Source organism: Roseateles saccharophilus (assembly GCF_004342485.1).
Taxonomy (GTDB): Bacteria; Pseudomonadota; Gammaproteobacteria; order Burkholderiales; family Burkholderiaceae_C; genus Pelomonas; species Pelomonas saccharophila.
Genome location: NZ_SMBU01000066.1, coordinates 1 through 13,963 on the forward strand (window position 1 = coordinate 1; position 13,963 = coordinate 13,963).

The following is a 13,963-nucleotide window of genomic DNA, read 5'->3' on the forward strand; positions in this document are numbered from 1 at the left end:
GGCCGGCGGTGTTGGCGGCACGCCGCGGCGCGCACGCTGTCCCGCGATGTCCTCGAGCAGGGTGTCGGCCAGTAGGGCGTCGAACAGCACGGCCTGCGTCGTGCAATCCAGGCTCTCGCTGGACGAGCCGAAGCGCCAACGCTTCAGCCGCGCGACTTCCATGTTCAGCGCCGCGTTCCTGGTCTTCTCGAACTGCAGTTCGGCTTGCAGCCGCTCCAACATCTCGCGCGACACGAGCACCGACTCGCCAGCATCGCTGGGAGCCGCTTCGCGGGTCGTTGGGGCCGTGTCTTGGAGCATTGCGGCCATCTTCCCTCGCGCGCGCGTGCGAGGGAATGCTGTATTGCGCCAATGGACAGCGGCGCAACATCCGGCGTCGAATCCCCGGCGCATCAGTTCGCCGTAATTCGCTGAGGGAGGGATGCACTCAGACGCTGCCACGGCAACCCCGCGACCAGCCAGTCGAACTGCTCACGTGTGAGTTCGAGCGCGCCTGATTCGTCCCGGGGCCAGACAAAGCCGCCCGCCTGCAGGCGGCGTGTACACAGCCACATGCCCGCCCCGTCATAGACCAACACCTTCAGCCGGTCGGCGCGTCGATTGGCGAACACGTACGCATGATGTGCTTGGGCCCCTTGGGCGAAGCTGCGCAATACCTGCGCCAGAAGAATGTCGATGCCCCCGCGCAGGTCGCTCACGCCCAGCGCCAGCCAGATCATGTCGATGCGAATCATCGGCCGACCTCGCGCAGCCACGCGGCAAGCTCTCGCGCATTCGCCACAGGCCAGTGCAGCTCCAGGCGTGTCGAGCCGGCATGCAACTCGATGCGCACCGTCGTGGCGCTTGCGACTGGCAATCGCGCGGCGACGAAACCGTCAACCTTGGGCCCAGGCTTGGCCACCTCCACACCGTCCAGTCGCGCCTGCCAGCGCTGTGCATGTGCACACCAGCTCGACAGATCTCGAATAGAGACCCCATTGGCCTGCGCCCACACGCTGGCCTTCAGGCCCGATGCCTTATAGGCCGCCACCTGCGCCAAGCACCGCTCCAACCGCTCTCGGTCCATCCTCGCCTCGCTTCGTCCGTTGTCATTCCGGATGCAAGGTTCTCAGCTTCGCCGGCTATCCGGAAGATGGGTTCCCGGAACGTTTACGGTGAAACGAGAGCTTGCCCAGGTCGATGCCGACCAGCGTCACAGAGTCCATGGTGACCTCCGCCACATAGAAGAACACCCCGGCAACTTATGTCACCGGGGTGTTCGGGGCAAACACGAGATGGGGTGACCATCTCATTAGCCGCCCGCGGCTGACGCCGGGGCGGCTTGAGGGGGCTCTGACGCGCGGGCTTATTCGGCCGCAGCGTCACCGGCGTCGACACCGGCCATCTGGGCGGCAGCCAGCTCTTCGGCTTCCTGCAGCGCGATGGCACGGCGCTCGGCGTCGTCCATGGCTTCCTTGGCGCGGCGAGCCTCGTGGAAGGCCATGCCGGTACCGGCCGGGATCAGGCGGCCGACGATGACGTTTTCCTTCAGGCCACGCAGCTCGTCGCGCTTGCCCATGATGGCAGCCTCGGTGAGCACGCGGGTCGTTTCCTGGAAGGACGCGGCGGAGATGAAGGAGTCCGTCGACAGCGAGGCCTTGGTGATGCCCAGCAGCACGTCCGCGTGGGTGGCGGTCGTCTTGCCTTCCTTGCGCATGCGGTCGTTGGTGTCCAGCAGCTCCGAGCGCTCGACCTGCTCGTTCAGGATGTAGTGCGTATCGCCCGGGTTGGTGATGACCACGCGGCGCAGCATCTGGCGAACGATCACCTCGATGTGCTTGTCGTTGATCTTCACGCCCTGGAGTCGGTACACGTCCTGCACCTCGTCGACGATGTAGCGGGCCAGCTCCTCGATGCCCAGCAGGCGCAGGATGTCCTGCGGGTCCGCCGCGCCGTCGACGATCAGCTCGCCGCGGTTCACCACCTGGCCTTCGTGCACCAGGATGTTCTTTTCCTTGGGCACCAGTTCCTCGTGGGCCTTGCCGTCCGGGTCGGTGATCTGCAGGCGGATCTTGCCCTTGGTCTCCTTGCCGAAGGACACCGTACCGGTCTGCTCGGCCAGCACGCCGACGTCCTTGGGCGAACGGGCTTCGAAGAGTTCCGCCACACGCGGCAGACCGCCGGTAATGTCACGGGTCTTCTGGCCTTCGACCGGGATGCGGGCGAGCACCTCACCGGGCAGCAGCTCCTGGCCGTCGCGGATCTGGATCAGCGCGCCGACCTGGAAGCCGATGGCCACCGAGTGGTCGGTACCGGGGATCTTGACCTCGTGGCCCTGCGCGTCCAGCAGCTTGACCTGCGGGCGGATGACCTTGGCGGCGCCGCGGCGCTTCGGGTCGATGACGACCAGGGTCGACAGACCGGTCACCTCGTCCACCTGCTTGGCGACGGTCACGCCTTCCTCGACGTTCTCGAACTTCGCCTGGCCGGCGAATTCCGTGATGATCGGGCGGGTCAGCGGGTCCCAGTTCGCAAGCACCAGGCCAGCCTTGATGACCTGGCTGGGCTTGATGTTCAGGATCGCGCCGTAAGGCACCTTGTGGCGCTCGCGCTCGCGGCCGTGCGGGTCGGCAATGATGATCTCGCCGGAGCGGGAAATCACGACCAGCTCGCCCTTGCCGTTGGTGACGTAGCGCATCGTGGCGTTGAAGCCGATGATGCCGTCCGACTTGGCTTCGACGCTCGAGGCCACCGCAGCGCGCGACGCCGCACCGCCGATGTGGAAGGTACGCATCGTCAGCTGCGTGCCGGGTTCGCCGATGGACTGGGCGGCGATGACGCCGACGGCCTCACCGACGTTGACCAGGCCGCCACGGCCGAGGTCACGGCCATAGCACTTCGCGCACAGGCCGAAGCGCGTGCCGCAGGTCAGCGGCGTGCGGACCTTGATCTCGTCGACACCGGCCTGCTCCAGCAGGTCGAGGACGTCCTCGTCGAGCATGTTGCCGGCGCCCAGCAGCGGAGCCTGGGTCTCGGGGTGGACGACATCGATCGCGGCGACGCGGCCGAGGACGCGGTCGCGCAGCGATTCGATGACTTCACCGCCTTCGACCAGGGCGCGCATGGCCATGCCGTTGTCGGTGCCGCAATCGTCTTCCGTGACGACCAGGTCCTGGGTCACGTCGACCAGACGGCGCGTCAGGTAGCCGGAGTTCGCGGTCTTCAGCGCCGTGTCGGCCAGACCCTTGCGGGCGCCGTGCGTCGAGATGAAGTACTGCAGAACGTTGAGGCCTTCGCGGAAGTTCGCGGTGATCGGCGTCTCGATGATGGAGCCGTCAGGCTTGGCCATCAGGCCGCGCATGCCGGCCAGCTGGCGGATCTGGGCCGCGCTACCGCGGGCACCCGAGTCGGCCATCATGTAGATCGAGTTGAAGGACTCCTGATCGACGGACTTGCCGTGGCGATCGATCGTCTTCTCGACCTTCAGGTGGTCCATCATCTTCTTGCCGATTTCGTCACCGGCCTTGCCCCAGATGTCCACGACCTTGTTGTAGCGCTCGCCGGCGGTCACGAGACCCGAGACGTACTGCTGCTCGATCTCCTTGACCTCGCTCTCGGCGCGCTCGATCAGCGTGTGCTTCTGCGCGGGCACCAGCATGTCGTCGATGGCGATCGAGATGCCGGCGCGCGTGGCCAGACGGAAGCCGCTTTGCAGCAGCTTGTCGGCCAGCACGACCGTCTCCTTCAGGCCGCACTTGCGGAAGCTCGTGTTGATGAGACGCGAGATTTCCTTCTTCTTCAGCGCCTTGTTGATGTTCGAGAACGGCAGGCCCTTGGGCAGGATCTCGGACAGCAGGGCGCGGCCGGCGGTGGTGTCCACGAGCTTGGTCTCGGGCTCGAACTCGCCCGTTTCCTTGTTCTTGGTCCACTCGGTCAGGCGAACGCTGATCTTGGCGGTGATTTCCACGGCACCGTTTTCCAGCGCGCGGATGATCTCGGGGATGTCCGAGAAGATCAGGCCTTCGCCCTTGCCGTTGGTGCGCTCGCGGGTGGCGTAGTACAGGCCCAGCACCACGTCCTGCGACGGCACGATGGAGGGCTCGCCCGAGGCCGGGAACAGCACGTTGTTGGAGGCCAGCATCAGCGTGCGGGCTTCCATCTGCGCCTCGATGGACAGCGGCACGTGGACGGCCATCTGGTCACCGTCGAAGTCGGCGTTGAAGGCCGAGCAGACGAGGGGATGCAGCTGGATGGCCTTGCCTTCGATCAGCACGGGCTCGAAGGCCTGGATGCCGAGGCGGTGCAGCGTAGGCGCGCGATTCAGCAGGACCGGGTGCTCCTTGATGACCTCTTCCAGGATGTCCCAGACCACCGGCGTGCCGGATTCGACTTCCTTCTTCGCAGCCTTGATGGTCGTCGCGATGCCCATGGCTTCGAGACGGCTGAAGATGAAGGGCTTGAACAGCTCCAGCGCCATCAGCTTGGGCAGGCCGCACTGGTGCAGCTTCAGGTACGGGCCCACGGTAATCACGGAACGACCGGAGTAGTCGACGCGCTTGCCCAGCAAGTTCTGACGGAAGCGACCGCTCTTGCCCTTGATCATGTCGGCCAGCGACTTGAGGGCACGCTTGTTCGCGCCGGTCATGGCCTTGCCGCGGCGGCCGTTGTCCAGCAGCGAGTCGACGGCTTCCTGCAGCATGCGCTTTTCGTTGCGCACGATGATCTCAGGGGCCTTCAGCTCGAGCAGGCGGGCCAGGCGGTTGTTGCGGTTGATGACGCGACGGTAGAGGTCGTTCAGGTCGCTAGTCGCAAAGCGACCACCGTCCAGGGGAACGAGCGGACGCAGGTCCGGCGGCAGCACGGGCAGCACGTCCAGCACCATCCAGTTCGGCTTGATGCCGGACTTCTTGAAGGCCTCCATGACCTTCAGGCGCTTGGAGTTCTTCTTGACCTTGAGCTCGGAGCCGGTCATGTCGTTGCGCAGGCGGTCGATCTCGATGTCGAGATCCATCTCCTCCAGCAGCTTCTTGATGCCCTCGGCGCCCATCAGCGCGATGAACTCGTCGCCGTACTCGACGCGCTTGGCGTCATAGTCGTCCTCGCTCATGATCGAGAACTTCTTCAGCGGCGTCATGCCCGAGTCGACGACGACATAGGCTTCGAAGTACAGCACGCGCTCGATGTCGCGCAGCGTCATGTCGAGCACCAGGCCCAGACGGCTGGGAAGCGACTTCAGGAACCAGATGTGGGCGCAGGGCGCGGCCAGGTCGATGTGACCCATGCGCTCGCGGCGCACCTTGGTCTGGGTGACTTCAACGCCGCACTTCTCGCAGATGACGCCGCGGTGCTTCAGGCGCTTGTACTTGCCGCACAGGCACTCGTAGTCCTTGATCGGGCCGAAGATCTTGGCGCAGAACAGGCCGTCACGCTCGGGCTTGAAGGTGCGGTAGTTGATGGTCTCGGGCTTCTTCACCTCGCCGAACGACCAGGAGCGGATCTTCTCCGGAGACGCCAGGCCGATCTTGATGGCATCGAAATGCTCATCGGGGGTGAATTGCTTGAAAAGGTCGAGTAGTCCCTTCATGCATCTGCTCCTTAATTGCGTTCCAGTTCAATGTCGATGCCCAAGGAGCGGATTTCCTTGACCAGCACATTGAACGATTCGGGCATGCCCGCTTCGATGGCGTGTTCGCCCTTGACGATGCTTTCGTAGACCTTGGTCCGGCCGTTCACGTCGTCGGACTTCACCGTCAGCATTTCCTGCAGGATGTAGGACGCGCCATAGGCTTCCAGCGCCCAGACTTCCATTTCGCCGAAACGCTGGCCGCCGAACTGGGCCTTGCCGCCCAGAGGCTGCTGCGTGACCAGCGAGTACGGGCCGGTCGAACGGGCGTGCATCTTGTCGTCCACCAGGTGGTGCAGCTTCAGCACGTGCATATAGCCGACGGTGACCGGGCGCTCGAAGCGCTCGCCGGTACGGCCGTCGCACAGCCAGGCCTGGGTGCGCGTCTCGGTCAAGCCCTTCTTGGCGGCGATGTCCTCCGGGTAGGCCAGCTTCAGCATGCCGCGGATTTCCTCTTCCTTGGCGCCATCGAAGACCGGGGTCGCGAAGGGCACGCCCTTGGCGAGGTTCTCGGCCATCTCCAGCACTTCGGTGTCGGACAGCTCGTCGATGTTCTCGGTCTTGCCGCCGCTCTGGTTGTAGAGCTCGTCGAACAGCTTGCGCAGTTCGGCCACCCTGGAGTGCTGCTGCAGCATGTCGCCGATGCGCTGGCCGATGCCCTTGCCGGCCCAGCCCAGGTGCACTTCCAGCACCTGACCCACGTTCATCCGCGACGGGACGCCCAGCGGGTTCAGCACGATGTCGGCGGGCGTACCGTCGGCCATGTAGGGCATGTCCTCGATCGGGTTGACCTTGGACACCACACCCTTGTTGCCGTGACGGCCGGCCATCTTGTCACCAGGCTGCAGGCGACGCTTGACGGCCAGGTAGACCTTGACCATCTTCAGCACGCCGGCGGGCAGCTCGTCGCCCTGCGTCAGCTTCTTGCGCTTCTCTTCGAAGGCGAGGTCGAAGCTGTGGCGGGTCTGGTCGAGCGCGTTCTTGATCGACTCGAGCTGGTTGGCGACCTCTTCCTCGGCCGGGCGAATGTCGAACCAGTGGAACTTCTCGACCGAGGCGAGGTAGTCCTTGTCGATCTTCGTGCCCTTGGCGATCTTCTGCGGGCCGCCGTTGGCGATCTTGCCGTTGAGCAGCTTCTCGATACGGTCGAAGGCGTCGCTCTCGACAATGCGCAGCTGGTCGTTCAGGTCCAGGCGGTAGCGCTTCAGCTCGTCGTCGATGATCTGCTGGGCGCGCTTGTCGCGCTGGATGCCTTCACGGGTGAAGACCTGCACGTCGATGACGGTGCCGCTCGTGCCCTGGTCGACGCGCAGCGACGTGTCCTTCACGTCCGAAGCCTTCTCGCCGAAGATGGCGCGCAGCAGCTTTTCTTCCGGCGTCAGCGTCGTCTCGCCCTTGGGCGTGACCTTGCCGACCAGCACGTCGCCCGGGTTCACCTCGGCACCGATGTAGACGATGCCCGACTCGTCCAGGCGGCCCAGTTGCTGCTCGGACAGGTTGGGGATGTCGCGGGTGATTTCCTCGGCGCCCAGCTTGGTGTCACGCGCGTTGACCACCAGCTCCTCGATGTGGATCGAGGTGTAGCGGTCTTCGGCGATGACGCGCTCGCTGATCAGGATCGAGTCTTCGAAGTTGTAGCCGTTCCACGGCATGAACGCGACCAGCATGTTCTGGCCCAGGGCCAGTTCACCGATGTCGGTGGAGGCGCCGTCGGCAATGATGTCCTCGGCCGCCACCTTGTCGCCACGGCGCACGATGGGGCGCTGGTGGATGTTGGTGTTCTGGTTGCTTCGCTGGTACTTGATCAGGTTGTAGATGTCGACACCGACCTCACCGGCCACGGTCTCGTCATCGTTCACGCGGATCACGATGCGGTTGGTGTCGACATAGTCGACCACGCCGCCGCGGCGAGCCGCGACCACCGTGCCCGAGTCCTTCGCGGCGACGCGCTCGACGCCCGTACCGACGAAGGCCTTCTCGGGGCGCAGCACCGGCACGGCCTGACGCTGCATGTTGGCGCCCATCAGCGCGCGGTTCGCGTCGTCGTGCTCCAGGAAGGGCACGAGCGAGGCCGCGACCGACACGATCTGCGTCGGCGCCACGTCCATGTACTGGATGCGCTCGGGCGAGGTCAGCACCGATTCGCCGTTCTCACGGGCGGAGACCAGCTCGTCGGTCAGCGCGCCGGTGGCGTCCAGCGTCGCATTGGCCTGGGCGATGACGTACTTGCCTTCCTCGATGGCCGACAGGTAGTCGATCTGGTCGGTGACCTTGCCGTCGACGACGCGGCGGTAAGGCGTCTCCAGGAAGCCGTACTCGTTGAGCTGGGCGAACAGCGCCAGCGAGTTGATCAGGCCGATGTTCGGGCCTTCAGGCGTTTCGATCGGGCAGACGCGGCCGTAGTGGGTCGGGTGCACGTCGCGGACTTCGAAGCCGGCACGCTCGCGGGTCAGACCGCCCGGGCCCAGGGCGGAAACACGCCGCTTGTGCGTGATTTCCGACAGCGGGTTGGTCTGGTCCATGAACTGCGACAGCTGCGACGCACCGAAGAACTCCTTCAACGCCGCGGAGATCGGCTTGGAGTTGATCAGGTCGTGCGGCATCAGGGCTTCGGTCTCGGCCTGGCCCAGGCGCTCCTTGACGGCCTTCTCGATGCGGGCGAGGCCCGAGCGGTACTGGTTCTCGGCCAGTTCGCCCACGCAGCGCACGCGGCGATTGCCCAGGTGGTCGATGTCGTCCACTTCGCCGCGGCCATTGCGCAGCTCGACGAGGATCTTGACGACGTCAAGGATGTCCTCGTTGGACAGGTTCATGTTGCCCTCGGGCGTGTCACGGCCGACACGCGCGTTGAACTTCATGCGGCCGACGCGGCTCAGGTCGTAGGTGTCGGTGCTGTAGAACAGGCGGTTGAACAGCGCCTCGACCGCGTCTTCCGTCGGCGGCTCGCCGGGGCGCATCATGCGGTAGATGGCCACGCGCGCAGCCAGCTGGCTGTCGGTCTCGTCGGAGGCCAGCGTCTGCGAGATGTAGGCGCCTTCGTCCAGCTCGTTCGTGAACAGGCACTGGATTTCCTTGACGCCGGCGGCGCGCAGCTTCTTCAGCAGCGCGTCGGTCAGTTCGTCATTGGCCTTGGCGATGATCTCGCCGGTGTCGGCGTCGATCATGTTCTTGGCCAGCACGCGGCCGACCAGGAAGTCTTCCGGCACCGAGATGTGCTGCGTGCCGGACTGCTCCAGCTGGCGCACATGGCGGGCGGTGATGCGCTTGTCCTTCTCGACGATGACGGCGCCGCTCTTGTCGACGATGTCGAAGCGGGCGACTTCACCCTTGAGGCGGTCGGCGACGAATTCGAGCTGCGCGCCGACGTCCATCAGGCGGAAGTTGTCGAAGACGAAGAAGTGGGCCAGGATCTGCTCGGGGTTCAGGCCGATGGCCTTGAGCAGGATGGTGACCGGCATCTTGCGGCGGCGGTCGACGCGGAAGTACAGGATGTCCTTCGGGTCGAACTCGAAGTCCAGCCAGGAACCACGGTAGGGAATGATGCGGGCGCTGAACAGCAGCTTGCCCGACGAGTGCGTCTTGCCCTTGTCGTGCTCGAAGAACACGCCCGGCGAACGGTGCAGCTGCGACACGATGACGCGCTCGGTACCGTTGACGATGAAGCTGCCGTAGTCGGTCATCAGGGGCACTTCGCCCATGTAGACCTCCTGCTCCTTGATCTCCTTGACCGTCTTCGCCTGGGGCGATTCACGGTCATAGATGATCATCTGCAGGCGCGCACGCACGGCGGCGGCGTAGGTCAACCCCCGCTGCTGGCACTCACGGGTGTCGAACGGCGGCTTGGCGATGTTGAACTCGAGGAACTTCATCTCGACGAAACCGTTGTGCGAAACAATCGGGAACGCCGAAAGGAAAGCCGCCTGCAGCCCTTCGGGCTTGCGTTTGGCGGGGGCCACGTCCTTCTGCAAGAAGGCCACGTAGCTGTCCTTCTGCATCGTGAGCAGGTAAGGAACGTTGAGAACGCTCTCGCGCTTGCCGAAGCTCTTGCGGATCCGCTTGCGCTCGGTATAGCTGTAGGGGGTTGCTTGCGCCATAAACACTCCGTGTCGAATGCGTCCCCGGCCGTGGGACGCATCGCGTCGGCGACTGGCTGGCTCACGCGCCCAGGACGGGCGGCTGCCTAGCTTGGTGGTTGGCCACTACCAACCGCTGGCGGACAACTCTGGCCTCGCGTCGAAGGCTTGCCAAAGTCCGACCAAACTGGTTCTCTGCAGTCGGATCAGAGAACACGTGAAAGAACCGCGCATCATACCTCGCGCGGTTCTTTCAACTGTTCTCTACGGGACAAACCCGCAAAGACGAAAAAGGGGAAGCCCGAAGGCAACCCCTTTCTTTGAATCTGGCGAACCAGACCCGGTCGGCGGGACAGGCCCGCCGAGCCGATTTACTTCATCTCGGCCTTGGCGCCGGCTTCGACCAGCTTCTTGACAGCGGCTTCGGCGTCGGCCTTGGAGATGCCTTCCTTGACGTTCTTCGGAGCGCCGTCGACCAGGTCCTTGGCTTCCTTCAGACCCAGGCCGGTGATTTCGCGGACGGCCTTGATGACGCCGACCTTCTGGGCGCCGGCGTCGGTCAGGACGACGTTGAACTCGGTCTTCTCTTCGGCAGCGGCAGCAGCGCCGCCAGCAGCGCCACCGGCGGCCGGAGCAGCCATCGAAGCGGCGGACACGCCGAACTTCTCTTCAATTGCCTTGACCAGGTCGTTGAGTTCCAGGACGGTCATGCTGTCCAGGGCGGTCAGGAAAGCGTCTTTATCGAATGCCATGATGTGTTCCTAAATAACAGATGGTTTGCGTGGGTACGCGTTGTTCGTCGATCAGGCCGCGGCAGCTTCAGCGGCGGCAGGGGCTTCGGCGCCACCACCACGCTGTTGAGCCAGGGCAGCCAGCACGGCCGCGGTGCGTTGCACCGGCGACTTGAGCAGGCCGGCGATTTGCGACAGCAGCACTTCCTTGCTCGGGACGGATGCCAGCGCCTTCACGCCGTTCACGTCCAGAGCCTTGCCGCCGTAGGCACCGCCCTTGATGACGAGCTTGTCGTTGGTCTTGGCAAAGTCAGCGATGACTTTGGCAGCCGCGACAGCGTCTTCAGAAAAGCCGTAGATCAGCGGACCGACCATGCTCTCCGAGGCCGCCTCGAACGGGGTGCCGGCAACGGCGCGACGGGCCAAGGTGTTCTTCAGCACGTGAAGATAGACACCCTTGGCACGCGCGTCGACGCGCAGCTTGTTCAAGGCTTCCACGGTGAGGCCACGGTACTCGGCCAGCGCGAGCGTTTGCGACTTGGCGGCTTGCGCTGCCACGTCGGTCACGACGGCTGCTTTCTCGTTGCGATTGAGACTCAAGGTCTACTCCTCACATTTGCTCTCTCGGGCCTTGCGGCCGTCGGGAGCGCCAGGGATTCAGCGACCATCTGATAAGAAACACGTCAGGAACGGACTTCTTTCAGCGGGACCGCCATCTGCGCTGGTTCTCTGCCGCCGACGAATCGGCGACTTCGATTTAAGGGGTCTCCACCAGCGGTCTTGGATGACGCGCCGCTCGGTTTTCCGAGCGGCGCCCCACCAATCTTTGTTGCCCGGGGCCAGACTCGCCCCGGACAGATTCAGTGCATCAGGCTGCGGAGGCCTGAGCGTTGATCGAAGCGATTTCGACGCGGGCGCCGACGCCCATCGTCGAGGACACGGCGACCTTGCGCAGGTAGATGCCCTTGCTCGACGCCGGCTTGGCCTTGTTCAGGGCCTCGATCAGCGCGCGCAGGTTGCCTTCCAGCTTGTCGGTGTCGAACGAACGGCGGCCGATGGTGCCGTGGATGATGCCGGCCTTGTCGACGCGGAACTGGACCTGGCCAGCCTTGGCGTTCTTGACGGCAGTGGCGACGTCCGGGGTCACGGTGCCGACCTTGGGATTGGGCATCAGGCCGCGCGGGCCCAGGATCTGACCCAGGGTACCGACGACACGCATCGTGTCGGGCGAGGCGATGACCACGTCGAAGGGCATGTCGCCCGCCTTGACGCGCTCGGCCAGGTCTTCCATGCCGACGACGTCGGCGCCGGCGGCCTTGGCTTCCTCAGCCTTGGCGCCTTGGGCGAAGACGGCGACGCGCTTGGTCTTGCCGGTGCCATTGGGCATCACGACGGCGCCACGAACGACCTGGTCCGACTTCTTGGCGTCGATGCCGAGCTGTACGGCAACGTCGATGGACTCATCGAACTTGGCCGAGGCCAGGCTCTTCACCAGGTCCAGGGCATCGCCCAGGGCGTACAGCTTGGTCGATTCGACCTTGCCAGCCAGCGCCTTTTGCTTCTTGGTGAGCTTGGCCATGTCAGACCCCTTCCACGATGATGCCCATCGAGCGGGCAGAGCCGGCGATGGTGCGGACAGCGGCGTCGATGTCGGCGGCCGTCAGGTCCTTCGTCTTGATCTTGGCGATCTCTTCCAGCTGGGCGCGGGTCAGCTTGCCGACCTTGTCCAGGTGGGGGCGCTGCGAACCCTTCTCGATCTTGGCCGCCTTCTTGATCAGCACGGTCGCCGGGGGCGACTTGATGATGAAGGTGAAGCTCTTGTCTGCGAACGCGGTGATGACCACCGGCAGCTTCATGCCAGGCTCGAAGCCTTGCTGAGTCTGGGCGTTGAACGCCTTGCAGAACTCCATGATGTTCAGGCCACGCTGACCCAGCGCGGGACCCACCGGCGGCGAAGGATTTGCCTTGCCGGCCGGAATTTGCAGCTTGATGAAGCCGACAATTTTCTTGGCCATGATTTCTCCAATCCAGCTCCCGGGCGGCCTCGCCTGGGAACCTGAGTGCTAGCGCATCGGACTCGAGCTCGCGCTCTTACCTTTGCTCCTCTTGTCCGCCTCTCGTTGCAGACTGGTCACGGGCCGACGTTGGGGACGCCGACCAAACCCGAAATTCTAGCGCGTCAGACTTTGCCTTGGGCCCTTGGGGGCAGCGGCGAAGTTTGACGAGCCTACCGGCTCGTCAAACTTTCTCGACCTGGGCGAAGTCCAGTTCGACCGGCGTGGCACGGCCGAAGATCGTGACCGAGACGCGGACCTTGGACTTGTCGTAGTTGACTTCCTCGACCGAGCCGTTGAAGTCGGTGAAGGGGCCTTCCTTGACGCGCACGACCTCGCCGACCGTCCACTCGACCTTGGGCCGGGGCTTCTCGACGCCTTCCTGCATCTGGTTGACGATCTTCATGACCTCGGCTTCCGAGATCGGCGCCGGGCGGTTCTTGGCACCACCGACGAAGCCCGTCACCTTGGACGTGTGCTTGACCAGGTGCCAGGACTCGTCGTCCATCGCCATCTCGACCAGCACATAGCCCGGGAAGAAACGGCGCTCGGTGACGGCCTTCTTGCCGTTCTTCAGCTCGACGACCTCTTCGGTCGGCACCAGGATGCGGCCGAACTTGTCCTGCATGCCAGCACGGTCGATGCGCTCGCGCAGATTGCGTTCGACGGCCTTCTCCATGCCCGAGTAGGCATGGACGACGTACCAGCGCTTGGGCAGGCCCGCCGGGGCTTCGGTCGTGACGACTTGTTCTTCAGACATTCGGATTCCTTGCGATCAGCGCTTCCAGCCCAGGATCAGGTCGTAGAGCACCCATTCGAGCGTCTTGTCGGTCATCCACAGGAAGAGCGCCATGACAACGACGAAGGCGAACACATAGCCCGTCATCTGGGTGGCCTCCTTGCGGGTCGGCCAGACGACCTTCTTGACTTCGCGCGACGAGTCGCGGCCATAGGCGATCAGCGCCTTGCCGTGCTCGGACATAAAGAAGGCCGCCACGCCGGCGGCCAGCAGCACGATCAGCGAGGCCCACTGCACCAGCGCGCCTTGCTTGGACAGGCCGTAGTAGGCCGCCAGCGCACCGATCAGCAGCAGCACCGCAGCGGCCAGCTTGGCCTTGTCGGCGCCGCTGGTCACGGTCTCGACTTGGGGAGGATTCGCCATCACTTGTCTTTCACGCGCCGCGCCGGATTCGAGATCCCTTGCGGCTTTTCAAAAGCTGCCACGGCTTGTAGCCATCAGCAGCAAGGCCCGCCGAGATCTCTCTCGCGGGCCGATGCTTGTTTAGCCAGGAAACCAACCGTCGTGATCAGCGACTGTTGGCAGGGGCAGAGGGTCTCGAACCCCCAACCTTCGGTTTTGGAGACCGACGCTCTGCCAATTGAGCTATGCCCCTGTGGCCTTTCAAATTTACTCGAGGATCGTGGCGACGACGCCCGAACCGACGGTGCGGCCACCTTCACGGATGGCGAAGCGCAGGCCCTGCTCCATCGCGATCGGCGCGA

11 protein-coding genes, 1 tRNA gene and 1 pseudogene are annotated in these 13,963 nt (G+C 64.4%); all 13 read right to left on the reverse strand.

Annotated features, from left to right (window positions below; genetic code table 11):
- Nucleotides 1-300, reverse strand: a pseudogene (locus EV671_RS27930) (hypothetical protein); the annotation flags it as partial.
- Nucleotides 301-392: 92 nt separating this feature from the next.
- A complete protein-coding gene (gene tnpB / locus EV671_RS25725; RefSeq protein WP_132576761.1) occupies nucleotides 393-734 on the reverse strand; it encodes an IS66 family insertion sequence element accessory protein TnpB in 342 nt (113 codons plus the stop codon).
- A complete protein-coding gene (locus EV671_RS25730) occupies nucleotides 731-1,039 on the reverse strand; it encodes an IS66 family insertion sequence element accessory protein TnpB (RefSeq protein ID WP_132576762.1) in 309 nt (102 codons plus the stop codon). Before EV671_RS25730 ends, tnpB begins: the two co-directional genes overlap by 4 nt.
- Before the next feature lie 306 nt (nucleotides 1,040-1,345).
- Nucleotides 1,346-5,563, reverse strand: coding sequence for a DNA-directed RNA polymerase subunit beta' (rpoC, locus tag EV671_RS25735; protein WP_132576763.1), 4,218 nt, complete (start codon nucleotides 5,561-5,563; stop codon nucleotides 1,346-1,348).
- An 11-nt stretch (nucleotides 5,564-5,574) separates the two neighbouring features.
- Entirely contained in the window at nucleotides 5,575-9,696 is a 4,122-nt protein-coding gene (rpoB, locus tag EV671_RS25740) for a DNA-directed RNA polymerase subunit beta (RefSeq protein WP_132576764.1), read from the reverse strand.
- Nucleotides 9,697-10,046: 350 nt separating this feature from the next.
- Nucleotides 10,047-10,427, reverse strand: coding sequence for a 50S ribosomal protein L7/L12 (gene rplL, locus EV671_RS25745; RefSeq protein ID WP_025564475.1), 381 nt, complete (start codon nucleotides 10,425-10,427; stop codon nucleotides 10,047-10,049).
- 51 nt (nucleotides 10,428-10,478) lie between these two features.
- Nucleotides 10,479-11,006, reverse strand: a complete 528-nt coding sequence (gene rplJ / locus EV671_RS25750; protein WP_132576765.1) for a 50S ribosomal protein L10 — start codon at nucleotides 11,004-11,006, stop codon at nucleotides 10,479-10,481.
- A gap of 268 nt (nucleotides 11,007-11,274) precedes the next feature.
- The gene (gene rplA / locus EV671_RS25755) at nucleotides 11,275-11,985 is read right to left on the reverse strand and encodes a 50S ribosomal protein L1 (RefSeq protein WP_132576766.1); all 711 of its coding nucleotides are present in this window, start codon (nucleotides 11,983-11,985) and stop codon (nucleotides 11,275-11,277) included.
- Nucleotide 11,986: 1 nt separating this feature from the next.
- The gene (gene rplK / locus EV671_RS25760) at nucleotides 11,987-12,421 is read right to left on the reverse strand and encodes a 50S ribosomal protein L11 (protein WP_132576767.1); all 435 of its coding nucleotides are present in this window, start codon (nucleotides 12,419-12,421) and stop codon (nucleotides 11,987-11,989) included.
- 223 nt (nucleotides 12,422-12,644) lie between these two features.
- Complete coding sequence (nusG, locus tag EV671_RS25765) at nucleotides 12,645-13,220, reverse strand: transcription termination/antitermination protein NusG (RefSeq protein WP_132576768.1); 576 nt, start codon at nucleotides 13,218-13,220, stop codon at nucleotides 12,645-12,647.
- A gap of 15 nt (nucleotides 13,221-13,235) precedes the next feature.
- Entirely contained in the window at nucleotides 13,236-13,622 is a 387-nt protein-coding gene (gene secE, locus EV671_RS25770; RefSeq protein ID WP_132576769.1) for a preprotein translocase subunit SecE, read from the reverse strand.
- 156 nt (nucleotides 13,623-13,778) lie between these two features.
- A tRNA-Trp gene (locus tag EV671_RS25775) sits at nucleotides 13,779-13,854 on the reverse strand.
- A 14-nt stretch (nucleotides 13,855-13,868) separates the two neighbouring features.
- The coding region (locus EV671_RS25780) for an EF-Tu C-terminal domain-related protein (RefSeq protein ID WP_472978369.1) at nucleotides 13,869-13,963 on the reverse strand (95 nt) is incomplete at its 5' end.

Coding starts and splice junctions, on each gene's coding strand:
- tnpB (WP_132576761.1), bottom strand. CDS start 734: ATGATTCGCATCGACATGATCTGGCTGGCGCTGGGCGTGAGCGACCTG.
- rpoC (WP_132576763.1), bottom strand. CDS start 5,563: ATGAAGGGACTACTCGACCTTTTCAAGCAATTCACCCCCGATGAGCAT.
- rpoB (WP_132576764.1), bottom strand. CDS start 9,696: ATGGCGCAAGCAACCCCCTACAGCTATACCGAGCGCAAGCGGATCCGC.
- rplL (WP_025564475.1), bottom strand. CDS start 10,427: ATGGCATTCGATAAAGACGCTTTCCTGACCGCCCTGGACAGCATGACC.
- rplA (WP_132576766.1), bottom strand. CDS start 11,985: ATGGCCAAGCTCACCAAGAAGCAAAAGGCGCTGGCTGGCAAGGTCGAA.
- rplK (WP_132576767.1), bottom strand. CDS start 12,421: ATGGCCAAGAAAATTGTCGGCTTCATCAAGCTGCAAATTCCGGCCGGC.
- nusG (WP_132576768.1), bottom strand. CDS start 13,220: ATGTCTGAAGAACAAGTCGTCACGACCGAAGCCCCGGCGGGCCTGCCC.
- secE (WP_132576769.1), bottom strand. CDS start 13,622: ATGGCGAATCCTCCCCAAGTCGAGACCGTGACCAGCGGCGCCGACAAG.